The 13,977-nt window shown below is 68.4% G+C and carries 17 protein-coding genes and 1 riboswitch; of the genes, 7 read left to right on the forward strand and 10 right to left on the reverse strand.

The genetic code is table 11. From position 1 onward, the window contains the following. The 10 genes from V6M37_RS15170 to V6M37_RS15215 form a co-directional block, all read right to left on the reverse strand. Nucleotides 1–599: hypothetical protein (locus V6M37_RS15170; protein WP_332674710.1), on the reverse strand; the 599-nt coding region annotated here is incomplete at its 3' end. Next, a complete protein-coding gene (locus V6M37_RS15175; RefSeq protein ID WP_332674712.1) occupies nucleotides 596–886 on the reverse strand; it encodes a hypothetical protein in 291 nt (96 codons plus the stop codon). The genes V6M37_RS15175 and V6M37_RS15170, both read right to left, overlap by 4 nt. Nucleotides 887–896: 10 nt before the next feature. Then, complete coding sequence (fliS, locus tag V6M37_RS15180; RefSeq protein WP_332674714.1) at nucleotides 897–1,283, reverse strand: flagellar export chaperone FliS; 387 nt, start codon at nucleotides 1,281–1,283, stop codon at nucleotides 897–899. A 25-nt stretch (nucleotides 1,284–1,308) separates the two neighbouring features. Continuing rightward, entirely contained in the window at nucleotides 1,309–2,676 is a 1,368-nt protein-coding gene (fliD, locus tag V6M37_RS15185; RefSeq protein WP_332674716.1) for a flagellar filament capping protein FliD, read from the reverse strand. 81 nt (nucleotides 2,677–2,757) lie between these two features. Next, complete coding sequence (locus tag V6M37_RS15190) at nucleotides 2,758–3,192, reverse strand: flagellar FliJ family protein (protein WP_442881019.1); 435 nt, start codon at nucleotides 3,190–3,192, stop codon at nucleotides 2,758–2,760. Then, the gene (fliI, locus tag V6M37_RS15195; RefSeq protein ID WP_332674718.1) at nucleotides 3,189–4,499 is read right to left on the reverse strand and encodes a flagellar protein export ATPase FliI; all 1,311 of its coding nucleotides are present in this window, start codon (nucleotides 4,497–4,499) and stop codon (nucleotides 3,189–3,191) included. Before fliI ends, V6M37_RS15190 begins: the two co-directional genes overlap by 4 nt. Beyond that, nucleotides 4,496–5,185 (reverse strand): flagellar assembly protein FliH, encoded by a 690-nt coding sequence (fliH, locus tag V6M37_RS15200; RefSeq protein WP_332674720.1) that lies wholly within the window; start codon nucleotides 5,183–5,185, stop codon nucleotides 4,496–4,498. Before fliH ends, fliI begins: the two co-directional genes overlap by 4 nt. Beyond that, entirely contained in the window at nucleotides 5,182–6,216 is a 1,035-nt protein-coding gene (locus V6M37_RS15205; RefSeq protein WP_332674721.1) for a flagellar motor switch protein FliG, read from the reverse strand. Before V6M37_RS15205 ends, fliH begins: the two co-directional genes overlap by 4 nt. Further along, nucleotides 6,203–7,852, reverse strand: a complete 1,650-nt coding sequence (fliF, locus tag V6M37_RS15210) for a flagellar basal-body MS-ring/collar protein FliF (RefSeq protein WP_332674722.1) — start codon at nucleotides 7,850–7,852, stop codon at nucleotides 6,203–6,205. Before fliF ends, V6M37_RS15205 begins: the two co-directional genes overlap by 14 nt. A gap of 19 nt (nucleotides 7,853–7,871) precedes the next feature. Then, complete coding sequence (locus tag V6M37_RS15215) at nucleotides 7,872–8,192, reverse strand: flagellar hook-basal body complex protein FliE (RefSeq protein ID WP_332674723.1); 321 nt, start codon at nucleotides 8,190–8,192, stop codon at nucleotides 7,872–7,874. A 496-nt stretch (nucleotides 8,193–8,688) separates the two neighbouring features. Then, nucleotides 8,689–8,776, reverse strand: a riboswitch (cyclic di-GMP riboswitch). A 250-nt stretch (nucleotides 8,777–9,026) separates the two neighbouring features. Between V6M37_RS15215 and V6M37_RS15220 the strand changes: the two genes are divergently transcribed. The 7 genes from V6M37_RS15220 to V6M37_RS15250 form a co-directional block, all read left to right on the forward strand. Continuing rightward, nucleotides 9,027–9,845, forward strand: coding sequence for a FliM/FliN family flagellar motor switch protein (locus tag V6M37_RS15220; protein ID WP_332674724.1), 819 nt, complete (start codon nucleotides 9,027–9,029; stop codon nucleotides 9,843–9,845). A gap of 13 nt (nucleotides 9,846–9,858) precedes the next feature. Then, nucleotides 9,859–10,191, forward strand: coding sequence for a FliM/FliN family flagellar motor switch protein (locus V6M37_RS15225; RefSeq protein WP_332674726.1), 333 nt, complete (start codon nucleotides 9,859–9,861; stop codon nucleotides 10,189–10,191). Beyond that, nucleotides 10,188–10,964, forward strand: coding sequence for a flagellar type III secretion system pore protein FliP (gene fliP / locus V6M37_RS15230; RefSeq protein ID WP_332674728.1), 777 nt, complete (start codon nucleotides 10,188–10,190; stop codon nucleotides 10,962–10,964). The genes V6M37_RS15225 and fliP overlap by 4 nt, the downstream gene beginning before the upstream one ends. A gap of 19 nt (nucleotides 10,965–10,983) precedes the next feature. After that, nucleotides 10,984–11,256 (forward strand): flagellar biosynthesis protein FliQ, encoded by a 273-nt coding sequence (gene fliQ, locus V6M37_RS15235; protein WP_442881020.1) that lies wholly within the window; start codon nucleotides 10,984–10,986, stop codon nucleotides 11,254–11,256. 3 nt (nucleotides 11,257–11,259) lie between these two features. After that, nucleotides 11,260–12,036 carry a flagellar biosynthetic protein FliR gene (fliR, locus tag V6M37_RS15240; protein ID WP_332674730.1) on the forward strand — a complete coding sequence of 259 codons (777 nt, stop codon included), beginning with the start codon at nucleotides 11,260–11,262 and terminating at the stop codon, nucleotides 12,034–12,036. 3 nt (nucleotides 12,037–12,039) lie between these two features. Continuing rightward, nucleotides 12,040–13,164 carry an EscU/YscU/HrcU family type III secretion system export apparatus switch protein gene (locus tag V6M37_RS15245; RefSeq protein WP_332674732.1) on the forward strand — a complete coding sequence of 375 codons (1,125 nt, stop codon included), beginning with the start codon at nucleotides 12,040–12,042 and terminating at the stop codon, nucleotides 13,162–13,164. Between the two features lie 25 nt (nucleotides 13,165–13,189). Continuing rightward, nucleotides 13,190–13,977, forward strand: a 788-nt coding sequence (locus V6M37_RS15250) for an FHIPEP family type III secretion protein (protein ID WP_332674734.1), incomplete at its 3' end; no start/stop codon positions are given.

The raw sequence follows: 13,977 nt of genomic DNA on the forward strand, positions 1-13,977 counted from the left end.
GGCGACGCCGCGCCCCGGTCGCCGGCGGCCGCGGCGCGCTCGACAATCGCGAGCCGTTCGAGCGCGCCTGGCACGGGCTCGGCGGACAGGGGCGCAACCGACGCGACGTCGGGAGGCGCAACGACGACGCGCGTGATGTCCGCCATCGGCGCACGCACCGGCGCGACTGCAGGGCCCGTCGCAGCGCCGGCGCCCGCGACGCGCTGCTCGCCCCCGGCAGCGTCCGACGGCGTGCGCGACGCGAATCCGACCGGCACGAATGACGGCGCGAGCGCGGCGCCGGCGAATCCATCGACGACTCCATCCGCCCCCGCGACAACGACGGGTACCTCCTCGCCCTCCGCCGTGCCCTCGACCGGGGCCGCGTCGGCGCGGATGCCGACGACATCCCGCATCAGGTCGGCAAACAACGGCGCAGACGTGGCGGCAAGCAGCGGGTCGGGCACGACCGGCGCCGCGAGATCGGCACCCGCCTCGCGCATGCCGGCGGGCGGCGCGTCGACTGCGGCTCGAACGCCGACTGCGGCGCGCCCGGGCGCAGCGACAACCGTCGCATCGCCTGCGAACGCGCCCGGTTGGACAAGCGGTGCGGCGTTCATGCTGCGCCCTCGCGAGGCTCGACATGCATCGCGTACGCGATCCAGCCTTCCTTGTGCGCGCGTGCTTCGGCGATGCGCGTCTCGAGCCGCCCGCACGCAGCCTCGCAGCGCCGGCGCAACGCCGCATGCTCCGCGTGAGCGTTCGCGAGAGCGTCGCGTTCGGTCACCGACAACGTGGCCCCGAGGTAGCGCGTCAGCACCCGCGCGAAGGCGGCGTCGGCGTCGGCGGCGTCCGCCCAGTCCTCGCGGTCGACCGCTTCGGCGAGCCGCCGCAGCGCCGCATCCATTGCGCGCCGCCTATCCATGGTTCGCCTGCACGCCTTGCCAGCCGTGGCGCAGCGTCGTCACGAGGCCGACGACCTCGTCGACGATGCCCGTGTCGAGGTCGACGCCCGCCTTGTAGAGCCGGTCCGCGCAGTAGTCGTAGAGCCGCGCAAGGTTCGTCACGACCTCGCTGCCGGCGTCGACGTCGAGCGCGCTCGACAGCCCGTTGAGGATGTCGACGCATTTGTCGAGGCTCTTCGCCTTCTGCTCGTAGCGCTTCGCGTCGATGTGCGCGCGCGCCCGCGCGAGCTCCTCGAGCAGCCCGTCGAGCAGAATCAGCACGAGCTGCACCGGGGACGCCTGCGCGGTCTGGGCACCGAGATTGACGTTGTGGTAATCGCGATAGGCTTCGTAGTTCAAGATCCACCCTCTTTGCGCGCGCGGCTCATCGGCTCGGCGCGGCGAACATGTCGAACATTCCGGATGTCTGGCTCATCTGCGCCATCAGCGCCTCGAGCCGCGAGAACTGCGCGAGGTAGCGCTCGTATGCGCTCTCGAACTGCGCGTCGAGCCGCGTCTGGCGTACCGCGAGCGCGGCCTGCATCGACTGCACCGCGTCCTTGCGCCGCTTGATCTGGCCGCCGGTCGTGTCGAGCCACTGGTCGAGGTACTGGTCCATCGCGCCGAGCAGCCCGCTCGGCGCGGTCAGGCTCGCACTCCCGAACACCTGATCGAGCGCATCCGGCATCGCGGCGAGCTTCTTGTCGAGCCGCGCCGCGTCGAGCGACAGCACGCCATTGCGGTCGGCGGCGACGCCGAGGTCCATCAGCCGCACGCCGCCGAAGTCCTGGCGCACGAGGTCGTTTAGCTTGCTGCGCAGCATCCGCACGCCGGAATCGGTCGTGAAGGCGGCCGGCGCGGTCGTGCCGTCGCTGCTACCCGGCTTCGTCAGCTCGCCGATCGCTTTCATCAGCGCGTTGTATGCATCGACGAAGCTCTGCACGTTCGAAGCCGTCCCCGCCGCGTCACCGGCGACGGTCAGCGTGACCGGCGATTCGCCGGCGGCCATCGCGCGCTTGAACGTCATCGTCACGCCCGGGATCGAAGTGAACGTGTTCGACGCCTGCTGCAGCCGCGTGCCGCTGCCCTGGTCGCCGAGCCAGACGATCGCGTCGCGGGCGGCGACGAGCTCCTTGTTCGTCGACAGCGCATCCTTCAGCGCGCCGGCCGGCAGCGCGGAGGCGTCGACGCTAATCGCGCCGGCGGCTCCGGTCGCGCCGGCCGACAGCACGAGCTGCGTCGTCGTCCCGACCGTCATGACCATCGCGCTGACCCTGCCGCCGTTGCCGGCAGCCTGATTGACCGCGCGCGCGACTTCGGCCTGCGACAGCGTCCCGTCGGCGTCCTGGTCTGCGGCGGCGAGATTGACGATGAAGCTCGAGCCGTCGGCGAGCCCGACGGTGATCGGGCCGCCTGAGGCGACCGGGACTGCCGGCAGATCCTCGAACGCGATCTGGTGCGCCGTCGCAAGCTGCTCGACGAAGAAGGCGTAGCTGCCCGGCTGGGCCGTGGCGGTCGCGCTCGCGCTGCCGAAGTCGGCGGCGCCGAACGTCGCCGTGTTCTGCACCAGGCCTTTCTTGCCCGACAGCGACGCGACCGCGCTGTCGAACGCCTGCAGCGCAGACTGCAGCTTCGTCAATGCGCTCGACGTGCCGGTCGCGGCCTTCGTCTGCAGCGCGATCAGGTCCTGCGCGCCCTGGGTGTAGTACGTGGCCATCTGCGAGGCCATTGCGGTGGGGTTGATTTCAGCCATGACGGGCTCCTTCGGCGTCGAAAACAGTCTCTGCCAAATGAAAGGCGACCGCCGGAACGCAATGCTGAAGCTGCGTCGCGTTCATCGCCGTCCCCGCCACCACAGCTGCGACGCGAGTTCGTCCTGCCGCTTCTGCTCGCCGGCCTCCTGTGCGCGGCGCAGCTCGCGGCACTGGCGCGCGTGCACCTGCCCGAGCACCTCGCGCCGGAGTGCTGACGCCTGCAGCGCCTGCTGCGACAACGCCATGTCGGCCTCGTGCAGCCGCAAGTCCGCGCGGTGTGCGTCGGCGACGAGCATGACGCTCTGCTTGTATGCGGCGCAATTCAGCGACAGCACCGGCGGCAGCGCGCCGCTCGCGCCGGTGCTGTCGCGCAGCTGCTCGAGCCGCGCGAGGTTGCCGAGGTAGCGCTCGCGCACCGCCTGCTTCGCGGCGACTTCGGCGGTCAGCCGCTCGACGTCGCGTTCGCGCAGGTCGATAAGCCGGACGAGCCCGTTCGACGTTTTGGTCATCGTCACGACACGAGCTCCTCGAGCCGGCGCCGCGTCTCGTCCAGCGGAGCGGCCTCGTTGACGCCCTGGTGCAGGAATGCCTCGATCTTCGGGTAGAGCTTCACCGCGCGGTCGGTCGCGGGGTCCGAGCCGGGGACGTACGCACCGAGCGGCAGCAGCTCGCGCACCTGTGCGTAGCGTGCGGCCATCTCCTTCAATGCGCGCGCCGCGCGCTGGTGCTCGCGCGGCGCGACGAGCGCCATGCAGCGGCTGATCGACGCGGCGATGTCGATCGCCGGGTAATGGCCGCGGTCGGCGAGCTCGCGCGACAGCACGATGTGGCCGTCAAGAACCGCACGCGCGGTGTCGACGACCGGGTCCTGCTGGTCGTCTCCTTCGGCGAGCACGGTGTAGATCGCGCTCATGCTGCCGGTGTCGTGCTCGCCATTGCCGGCGCTCTCGCACAGCTGCGGCAGCAAGCTGAACACCGACGGCGGATAGCCGCGCGTGGCCGGCGGCTCACCGAGCGACAGCGCAACTTCGCGCTGCGCCATCGCATAGCGCGTCAGCGAGTCGACGAGCAGCAGCACGTCCTGGCCCTGGTCGCGGAAATGCGCGGCGACCGCGTGGCACAACTCGGTCGCCTTGAGCCGCATCAGCGGCGACTCGTCGGCCGGCGCGACGACGACGACCGCGCGCTGCAGGCCCGCCGACCCGAGCGACAGATCGATGAATTCGCGCACCTCGCGGCCACGCTCTCCGATCAGCCCGACGACGACGACGTCGGCGACGGTCTGGCGCGTGATCAGGCCGAGCAGCACGCTCTTGCCGACGCCGCTGCCGGCCATCAGCCCCACGCGCTGCCCCTTGCCGAGCGTCAGCACGCCGTTGATCGCGCGGACGCCGACGTCGAGCGGCTCGGCGACGGCACGCTTCTTAAGCGGATTGACACATGGCGGACGGAAGTCGAGGCGGTGCTCGCCCACGAGCCGGCCGAGGCCGTCGATCGGTTCGCCGAGCCCGTTGACGATGCGGCCGAGCCACGCGGGGCCGATCATCAACGGACTCTGGCCCGGCACCGGCAGTACGCGTGCGCCGGTCGTCAGCCCTTCGGCGCGCTTGAACGCCATCAGATACGACACGTCGCCGCGGAAGCCGACGACCTGCGCCGGCACCCATTCGCCGCTCGCGGTCTCGATGCGGCAACGCTGCCCGGTCTGCAGCGGGCAGCCCGCGGACTCGAGCAGCAGCCCCGACGCGCCGACGAGGCGACCGGTCAAGGTCGCGACCGGCACGCTCGCGAGCTCGAGCTTGCGCAGCGCGTCGCCAATCATGCGGCCTCCCGGTCGTCGTCGGCCGTCGGCAGCAGTTGCCCGCGCACCTGATCGACGCACGCCGCGAGCCGCTGGCGGCAACCCGCGTCGGCCTCGTGACCGTCGGCCTTGATACGGCATTCGCCCGGCTCGAGCCGGCTGTCGGCGATCAGCGTCCAGCGCGCGCTTCGCTCCGGGTCGAGCTCGCGGATGCGCTGCAGCTCCTCCGGGTTCAGGTAAACCTCGACCCCCTCGCGCACCGGCGGCATCGTCGCCAGCGTCTCGTCGACGAGCGCGAGCATCTGCACCGGTTGCAGCGCGAGTTCGCAGCGGATCACCTGGCGCGCGACCTTGCCGACGAGTTCCACCACCTCCTTACGCAACGCGGCCTGGTAGTCGGCCTGTAGGCACTTCAGGCTATCAAACAGCGCATCGAGCGGCTGGGCGATCGCGTCGAAGTCCGCACGCACCGCCCGCCGGCCGTCGTCGAGCCCTTCGCGGCGGCCTTCAGCATAGCCTGCGGCGCGTCCGTCCTCGCGGCCGGCCGCGAGACCGCTTTCGTGCCCTTCGCGGTAGCCACGCTCGATCCCCTGCTGGAAACCGTCCGCGAGCGCCGCCTGCAACTCGGCCGCGGTCCCAGGTCGTATCGACGATGCGATCTGGAACTGGGACAGCGGCGGGAAGCGGTGAGGACGGTAGTTCCTCATTCGACGACCGCCTCGGCGAACAGCAGGATCTCGATTTCGCCGGCGTCGGCGAGCGCCTTGACGGTCGCCATGATTTCCTGGCGCGCCTGTTCGATGCGGCTGAGCGGCACTGGCCCGGCGCGGCGCATCATGTCCTCGAAGCTCTGCGCCTGGCGGCGTGGCATCGCGGCGAGAATCGCGTCGCGCACCGCGGGCTCGCTCCCCTTGAGCGCGACCGCCCACTGCTCGAGCGGCACTTCCTCGATGATGCGGGTGATGTTCGTCTCGCTCTGGCGCGACAGGATGAAGAAGTCGTACATGCTGAGCTCGATCTCGGAGACAACCTCCGGATCGTGCGCACGGAGCAGCTCGACCATCTGCTGGCGGTTGCCCGGCAGCCGGTTGAGGATTTCGGCCGCCTGGCGCACGCCCTCGACGCTCGCACTCTGCAGCCCAAGGCTCGCGAGGCAGCGGTCAACGACCTCGTCGAGCTCGACGAGCAGGTCGCGGTCGATCTCACGCAGCCGCGCGACGTTGATCAGCACGAGGTCGCGCGTCTCGGCCGGGAGCGCGTCGACGACCTCGCTCGCGAGGTGCGACGGCAGGAATGCGAGGAACACCGCCTGCATCCGCACGTGCTCGTACGCGATCCGTTCGGCGAGCCACTTCGGCGATGCCCACTGCAGCCGCGCCATCTTCGGCCGTATCGCGTCGCCGTAGATACTGTTGAGCACACTGTCGGCGACGTCCGTGCCGAGCGCGAGGTCGAGCGAGCGCTTCAGGAACGAGCGCGACGCGCCGTGCACCCCGCTCTGCTCGCGGTAGTCGTCGAAGAAGCGCTGCAGCGCGTTCTTGACCGAGTCGACCTTGATTCCCGAAAGCCGAGACATCACCTGCGTGACCTTCAGCAGCTCGTCGCGGGAGAAGCACCGCAGCACCGCCGCGGCCGGCTCCTCGCCCATGCTCAGCAGCACGATCGCGGCCTGCTCGAGCGGCGTCGTCGCGACGAGCGCGTTCGCGGCCGGGTTGTCGACGGCGTTAGCTTCGGCCATTGCCCTGCACCCATTGTTTGACGACTTCGGCGACGCGCTCGGGCTCCTTCGCCGCGAGCACCCTCAGATGGTCGACGAGCACATCGACGGGCGAACCCGGCGGCGGCAGGTCGTAGTTCTCGAGCAGCGGCACGACAGAGTTGCCCGCGGCGCCACCGCTCGCGGGGCCGCCGAGCGCGCCGGCCGGTTTGGACTCGGCGATCGCGACGACCGGCTCGAAGTCGGTGATGTCGCGCTCGGGTAGAACCGGCGCCCATCGCCGCTGCGCGATCCGCAGCAGCGGGCGCACGACGAGCAGGTACGCGAGCAGCAGACCGACGGCGCTTGCCGCGTAGCCGCCGGCATCGACCACGCTGTCGCGCTCCTCCCACCACGGCAGCGGCGCCGGCGCGTCGGGAAACTTCAGCACCGACAGGACGAGGCTGTCGCCGCGGGCGGCATTGATTCCAAGGCCACCCGCGAGCACGCGCTCGATGCCGGCGAGCGCGTCGGGCGTCCACTGCCCGCTGCCGCCCGGCGCGGCCGCGCTGTTGACGATGACCGCGACGCTGAGCTTGGTGAGCCGACCTCGGCCGCGCTGCACCTGGGTCACGCTGCGGTCGTACGCGTACTGACGCGTCGTCGCCGCGCGCTGCGCAGCGACGGTCTCCTTGCCGTCGGCCTGCTCCGCGATGTTCACCGGGCGGTTGCTCAGCGAGCCGGGCACGCCGATCGCGAGCGGGTCGCGCCCGGATTCCTCGCGCATCGCCTCGCTCGTGACCTTCGGCGTCTCGCCGTAGCGCTCGTGCGTCTCCTGGGTGCGGTCGTTGTCAACCTCGACCGCGACGCTGACCTTGTAGTTGTGTTCGCCGAGCACCGGCGCGAGGAGCGCGCGCACGTTCGCTTGCGTCTCGTCGCGGTAGCGCCGCTCGGCCTCGCCGCCGCGCACCGGGTCGAAGCCTTCGGTGAGATCGACCTGAGCGGAGAGCAGGTTACCCGCCTGGTCGACAAGGCTCACCCGCTGCGGGTCGAGGCTCGCGACCGCGCCCGCGACCATTTTGATGATCGCCGCGATCTGTTCGGCACCGAGCGCGCGGCCCGGCTTCAACGTCACGACGACCGACGCCGAACTCTTCGAGCCGTCGCTGACGACGAACGACGACGACTTCGCGATCGACAAATGCACGCGTGCGGACGCGACCGCGTCGAGCGTCGCGATGCTCTGCGCGAGCTCGCCTTCGAGACCGCGGCGAAAGCGCACGTCCTGGACGAACTGACTGACGCCGAGCGGATCGCTGCGGTCCATGAGCTCGAGGCCCGCGGGAAGCTGCGCGACGACCCCCTTCGCGGCGAGCAGCATCCGCACGCGACCGAGCAGGTCCTCGGGCACAAGCAACTGCCCGCTGTCCGGATGCAGCCGGTATGGCACGCCTTCGGCGTCGAGCACCCCCATCAGTTCGGCGGCCGCAACCTTCTCGGCTGCGCCGAACACCGGCTTGTACGCGGCCTGGTCGCGCCACAGCAGCATCAAGACAAGCGCGGTCACGGCGGCCGCAAGCACGACGATCGGAACTACGTTCCGGAGCAGGTCCGTCGGCAGCGCTGCCGCGCGGGTCGAGCGAAGGCGAGCGAGAACGGGTCGGAGAGTGGCGATCACGCGGGGCGCTCCGCTCTACTCAAAGCTGCAACTTGATCAGTTCGTCGACCGCCCCGACGACCTTGTTGCGCACCTGCATCAGCATCGAGAACGACAGGCTCGCCTCCTGGCTCGCGAGCATCGCGCCGACCAGGTCGTCGCTGCGGCCGCTATCGACCGCAGCCATCCGTTCGCCGGCGTCGCGGCTCTTGTCGTCGACGCCCTGCACTGCCTGCCACAGGCTCTCGGCGAAACGCGGCGCGCCCGCCTCACCTTGCGCGACCGAGCTCGCCGGCACAATTCCGGCTTCGGCAACACCGGCTCGCGCGGGGGCCGTCGCCATCGCTGGATCGAAGTTCATTTGTTGCTCCGGCAGGTCGTTCGTCGTTCAGTCATTTATTTCACAAATCTGATTAAGACGTTATAAAAAAGGTCGCCCTGCATCTTCCAACGAGTCGCGCGAGCGTCAAAACAATTAAAGAGTGCCGGGCGTTCGAGAATCGAAACCATTAAATGCGAGCAATGGAATCGCGATGCATAACGCATGACACGGAATTCCAGGCGATATAAATCCGTCCGCCCGGTCCAATTGGGGCGGTTAAATGGAATCTATTGAAAGCGACGGGGCAGACCGAATGCACAAGCCGAACCCGTGCGGATGCGGCAAGCCCGCTCGGACGCCGAGGGGGCGCATTTTGCTGCGGTGGACTTTCGTTTTCCTCACGCAAAGAGAGACCGGCAGCACGACGCACCGGAGCGAGAGGGGGCGCAGTCGCCGTAACGGCGACATGACAGAACGGAAAGCGCTTGCCTTTGATCCGCAAGCTCTTTCTCGGCGAGACGTTACAGTGTCTCGATCTGGCAACCCCGCTACCGTGGTCCTTTCGAACGTTAGGCTGGAGGCATTGCGACCCCGGCTTTCGCTCGGGTGTGCCCAAATTTGGCGCCAAGTTACAAGTCGTTTCAGATTCTGTCAACGCCGTTCATCGGATTCTCGTTTCAGATAACTTCCCGCTTCCGGGAAACAAGGGCGGCGCGTGGAAACCGTGACGCGCCGATTTTTGTAACTATCCAAAAAAAGTAAATTTTGATTACAATTCCGGCGCCCCCGCATTAGCGCGTCGCCGATAAATCATTTATCGCCCGACCGAATGGACGTGTGAATAGCGGGAAAATCGGAATCTTTCTAACGCAGATGAGAGCGACTCCCCAACAGAATTCCACGCTCGACCCGCGCACGCTCGGCCGCCCAGTCCATCTGCTCGGCAAATTCGCGGCGCTCCTGCGCCACGACCTCGCCGAGCGCCTGCGTGCGGCGCTGAACCGGCGCTATCGCGCGCATTTCGAGATCTCGGAGGTCGCAGTCGCGCGACTCGATGAAGCGGCGGACACGCACTGGTTGAGCTACGACAGCCCGTTTGGACCGATCGGCTTCTCGCTCGACCGTGCGCTGCTGCTGTGCGTGCTCGACTACCGCTACGGCACCGCGGCCGGAACCGTGAAAGACGCCGAGCACGCGGAGACGACCACCGAGGAGCGCCTCGTCGAGATGCTCGGGCGGCAGTTCGCGTCGATGCTCGTCGAACGCCTCGCGTCGCTCGCCGCGCTCGCCGGCAGTTCCGACCTCGCGGCGCCGCGCCGCGCGGCGCCGCCCGCCGGAGCGTGGACGATCTCTGCACAGCTCGCCGAGCGGCGCCACGACGTCAGGGGCATGCTCCGCCTCACGGTGGACGACGGCACGATCGAGCGCGTATTTCGCGCACTCGCGCCGGCGCGAGCGGATTCCTTCGCCGCACCGGTGCCGCTGGGTGCCGCGCTGCAGCTCGATTTGCGCGCTCGCCTGCTCGAAGTGCAGATGCCGCTCGGCACGCTGCTCGACGCACGCATCGGCGACGTGATCCCCGTCGCGCTCGGACCGACCGCGGTGCTCGTCGACGATGCGCCGCTGTTCTATGCCGACGTCGCCGAGCACAAGGGTCAGCTATGCCTGACCTCCTTCCAGGATGTGGACTGAAATAGAAATGGAAATGAACGCAACTCCCGACGACGGTGCGCCGTTCGACGATTTCGACGCCGCACCGGCGAAGGCGACCAGCCCCCGTCGCAACCTCGCGCAGATGATGCGCAAGATTCCGGTGACCGTGAGCCTCGAGGTTGGAAGCGCGCGCGTGTCGCTGCAGGACCTCGTCAATATCGGCCCCGACAGCGTCGTCGAACTCGACACGCCGGCCGGTGAGCCGCTCGTGATCCGCGTGAATGGCACGGCGATCGGCCGTGCCGAAGTCGTTGTCGCTGGCGAGAACTACGGCCTGAAGGTGGTCGAGCTCGCAGATCTGGATCTCGATTCGCTCGCTCGATGAACCCCTCGTGGTCCCGCACCCGGCTCTCGTCGCCGGCTGTCGCGCTCGGCCTCGCGCTGGCCGTCGCGCTCGCGCCCTCCTACGCGCTCGCCGACTCGCTGCCGCTCTTGACGCAGACGACCACCGGCGCAACGACCGAGCTGACGGTCAAGACGCAGGTCCTGATCATCATGACGCTGCTCGGGCTCTTGCCCGTGCTGGTGCTGATGACGACGAGCTTCGCGCGCTTCGTGATCGTGCTGTCGCTGCTGCGCCAGGCGCTCGGCCTGCAGCAGGGCCTGCCCAACCGCATCGTCACCGGTGTCGCGCTGATCCTGACACTGCTCGTGATGCGGCCGATCGGCGAGCAGATCTGGGAAGGCGCCTTCCTGCCGTACGACCGCGAGGAGATCACGCTGCAGCAGGCGTTGCTAGTCGCCGAGGCGCCGCTGTCGCGCTTCATGCTCGCGCAGACGAGCAAGAACGCACTCGCGCAGATCGCGCATCTCGCTGGCGAGCGCGACGTCGCCGAGCCGGGCGACCACGCCTTCACCGTGCGGCTCGCGGCGTTCGTGCTGAGCGAGCTGAAGACCGCGTTCCAGATCGGCTGCATGCTGTTCATTCCGTTTCTCGTCATCGACCTCGTCGTCTCGTCGGTGCTGATGGCGATGGGCATGATGATGCTGTCGCCGCTCGTGATCTCGCTGCCGCTGAAGCTGCTGCTGTTCGTGCTCGTCGACGGCTGGACGCTGACGGTCAATACGCTCGTCACGAGCGTGCGGCTCGTGTCGTGAGCGACGCCAGGACTTCCCGGTGCTGACTCCCGAAATCGCGACCGACCTGGTCGCCGAGAGCCTGCGCCTCGTCATGATGCTCGTCGCGCTGCTGGTCGGCCCGGGGCTCGTCGTCGGCCTGGTGGTCAGCCTGTTCCAGGCCGCAACGCAGATCAACGAGCAGACGCTGAGCTTCCTGCCGCGGCTGCTCGTCACGCTGCTCGCGATCGTGCTGATGGGCCGCTGGATGACGGGCGCGCTGATGGACTTCTGCGTGTCGGTGTTCCAGCGCGCCGCGGTGCTGGTCGGGTAGCGCGTGGCGGTCGAGCAGTTGTTCGCGCAGTGGCTCGCGCTCCTCGGCGCGCTGTGGTGGCCGTTCGTGCGCGCGCTCGCACTGCTGTCGGCGACGCCGGTGATCGGTGAGAACATGGTGCCGATCACGATCCGCGTGCTACTTGCACTCGTGATCGCGGTCGTGCTGCTGCCGGTCGCCGAGCAGCCGGAAGCGGTCGAGGCGTTCTCGCTCGCCGCGGTCGTGCTGACGATCGAACAGGTCGTCATCGGCGTCGCGATCGGACTCGCGTTCCATCTGACGATGGCGGTTGTCATGGTGCTCGGCTACACGGTGTCGTCGCAGATGGGTCTCGCGATGGCGGTCATGAACGACCCGATGAACGGGACGTCGTCGGACGTCGTGTCGATGCTGCTCTACATCCTCAGCATCCTCGTGTTCTTCTCGATCGACGGCCACCTCGTCGTCGCCGGCGTGCTCGGCAAGAGCTTCGACGCGTGGCCGGTCGGCGGCGGCCTCGATACGCTCGCGCTGCAGAGCGTCGCCTTCGGCGCCGCATGGGTGTTCGCCGCGGCGCTGCTGCTCGCCGCGCCGGTAATCTTCTCCGCGCTCGTCGTGCAGGTCGGCTTCGGCTTCCTCAACCGCGTCGCGCCGTCGTTCAACCTGTTCTCGCTCGGTTTCTCGCTCGTGACGGTGTTCGGCCTGTTCATGCTGACGCAGATCGTGCGCTTCATCCCCGACCACTACGTGCGCATGACGAACCAGGTCCTCGGCATGCTCGGACGGTACCTGGGAGGCTGACGCGTGGCCGAAAACTCGACCGGCGACAAGACCGAAAAGGCCTCTGCGCAGAAACTGAAGAAGTCGCGCGAGCAAGGACAGGTCGCGCGCTCGAAGGACTGGTCGACGATGATCGGCATCGTCGTCTGCCTGCAACTCGTCTCGATGCTCGCACCCGGCTATCTCGAGGACTTCCGCGAGCTGTTCCATCTCGGTTTCGCGACACTCGATGCCGACGGCGCCCACGACAACGTCTGGTCGAACGCGTTCTCCACGTCGATGCTGCTGCTGCTGAAGATGGTCCTGCCGCTGTTCGTCGTGCCGGCGACCGTCGCGCTCGGCGCGCTCTTCCCCGGCGGCTGGGTGCTGAGCGTCGAGCAGCTCAAGCCGAAACTCGAAAGGCTCAGCCCGCTTTCGTATTTCAGGCGCATCTTCAAGCTGAAGCACGCAATCGAAGTCGCGTCCGCGATGTTCAAGGCGATCGCGCTGCTGGTCGTGCTGTACCACGTCAGCCGCAGCATGGTGCCGTCCTACCTCGCGCTGCAGTCGCAGTCGCTCAACGACGCGCTCGCGCACGGCGCGGCCCTGATGCTCGACGGCGTCCTCGCGCTGTGCGCGGTGTTCGTGCTGTTCGCGCTGATCGACCTGCCGGTGCAGTCGATGGTGTTCCTGCGCGACCAGCGCATGACGAAGCGCGACGTCAAGGAAGAATACAAGACGTCCGAGGGGCGCCCCGAAGTGCGCCAGCGCGTCCGCCAGCTGCAGCAGCAGATCGCGCGGCGCAGCGTCAGGAAGGCGGTGCCGACCGCCGACGTCGTCGTCGTCAACCCCGAGCACTACGCGGTCGCGCTGAAATACGACGACAAGCGCGCCGAGGCGCCGTTTCTCGTCGCGAAAGGCGTCGACGAAATGGCGTTGTACATCCGCGAGCTCGCGGCGGAGCACGGCGTCGAGGTCGTCTCGATGCCGCCGCTCGCGCGCGCGATCTACAACACGACGCAGGTCCACCAGCAGATCCCGGCGCAACTGTACAAGGCGGTCGCGCAGGTGCTGACCTACGTGCTGCAGCTCGCGGCGTTCCGCGGCGGGCGCCGCAACGCGCTGCCGCAGCTGCCGCACGACCTCGCCGTCCCTCCGCATCTCGCCTGAGCCGTACTCGAACGAGCGCTCCGCCATGAACACACTCAACCGACTTCTCGCCGAACTGCGCCGCCACCGCGTCGTCGCGCCGCTGTTCCTGATGGCCATCCTCGCGATGGTGATCCTGCCACTGCCGCCGGTGCTGCTCGACGTGCTGTTCACGTTCAACATCGTGCTCGCGCTGATCGTGATCCTCGTCAGCGTCACGGCGCGCCGCCCGCTCGACTTCTCGGTGTTCCCGACCGTGATCCTCGCGACGACGCTGATGCGGCTCACGCTCAACGTCGCGTCGACCCGCGTCGTGCTGCTCGATGGCCACGAAGGCACGCACGCCGCCGGCCGCGTCATCGAGGCCTTCGGCAACGTCGTCATCGGCGGGAACTTTGTTGTCGGCCTCGTCGTGTTCGTGATCCTGATGATCATCAACTTCGTCGTCGTCACGAAGGGCGCCGAGCGGATCTCGGAGGTGTCGGCGCGCTTCACGCTCGACGCGCTGCCGGGCAAGCAGATGGCGATCGACGCGGACCTGAATGCCGGCCTGATCAACCAGGAGAAGGCGCAGGCGCGCCGGCGCGAAGTCGCGACCGAGGCGGACTTCTACGGCGCGATGGACGGCGCGTCGAAGTTCGTGCGCGGCGACGCGATCGCAGGCATCCTGATCCTGATCATCAACCTCGTCGGCGGCGTCGCGATCGGCGCGCTGATGCACGGCCTGTCGATCGGCGACTCGTTCCGACTGTACGCGCTGCTGACGATCGGCGACGGACTCGTCGCGCAGATCCCCGCGCTGCTGCTGTCCGCCGCCGCGGCGATCATCGTCAC

The organism is Aromatoleum sp., from assembly GCF_036675785.1.
In the GTDB taxonomy this organism is placed as follows: Bacteria; Pseudomonadota; Gammaproteobacteria; order Burkholderiales; family Rhodocyclaceae; genus Aromatoleum.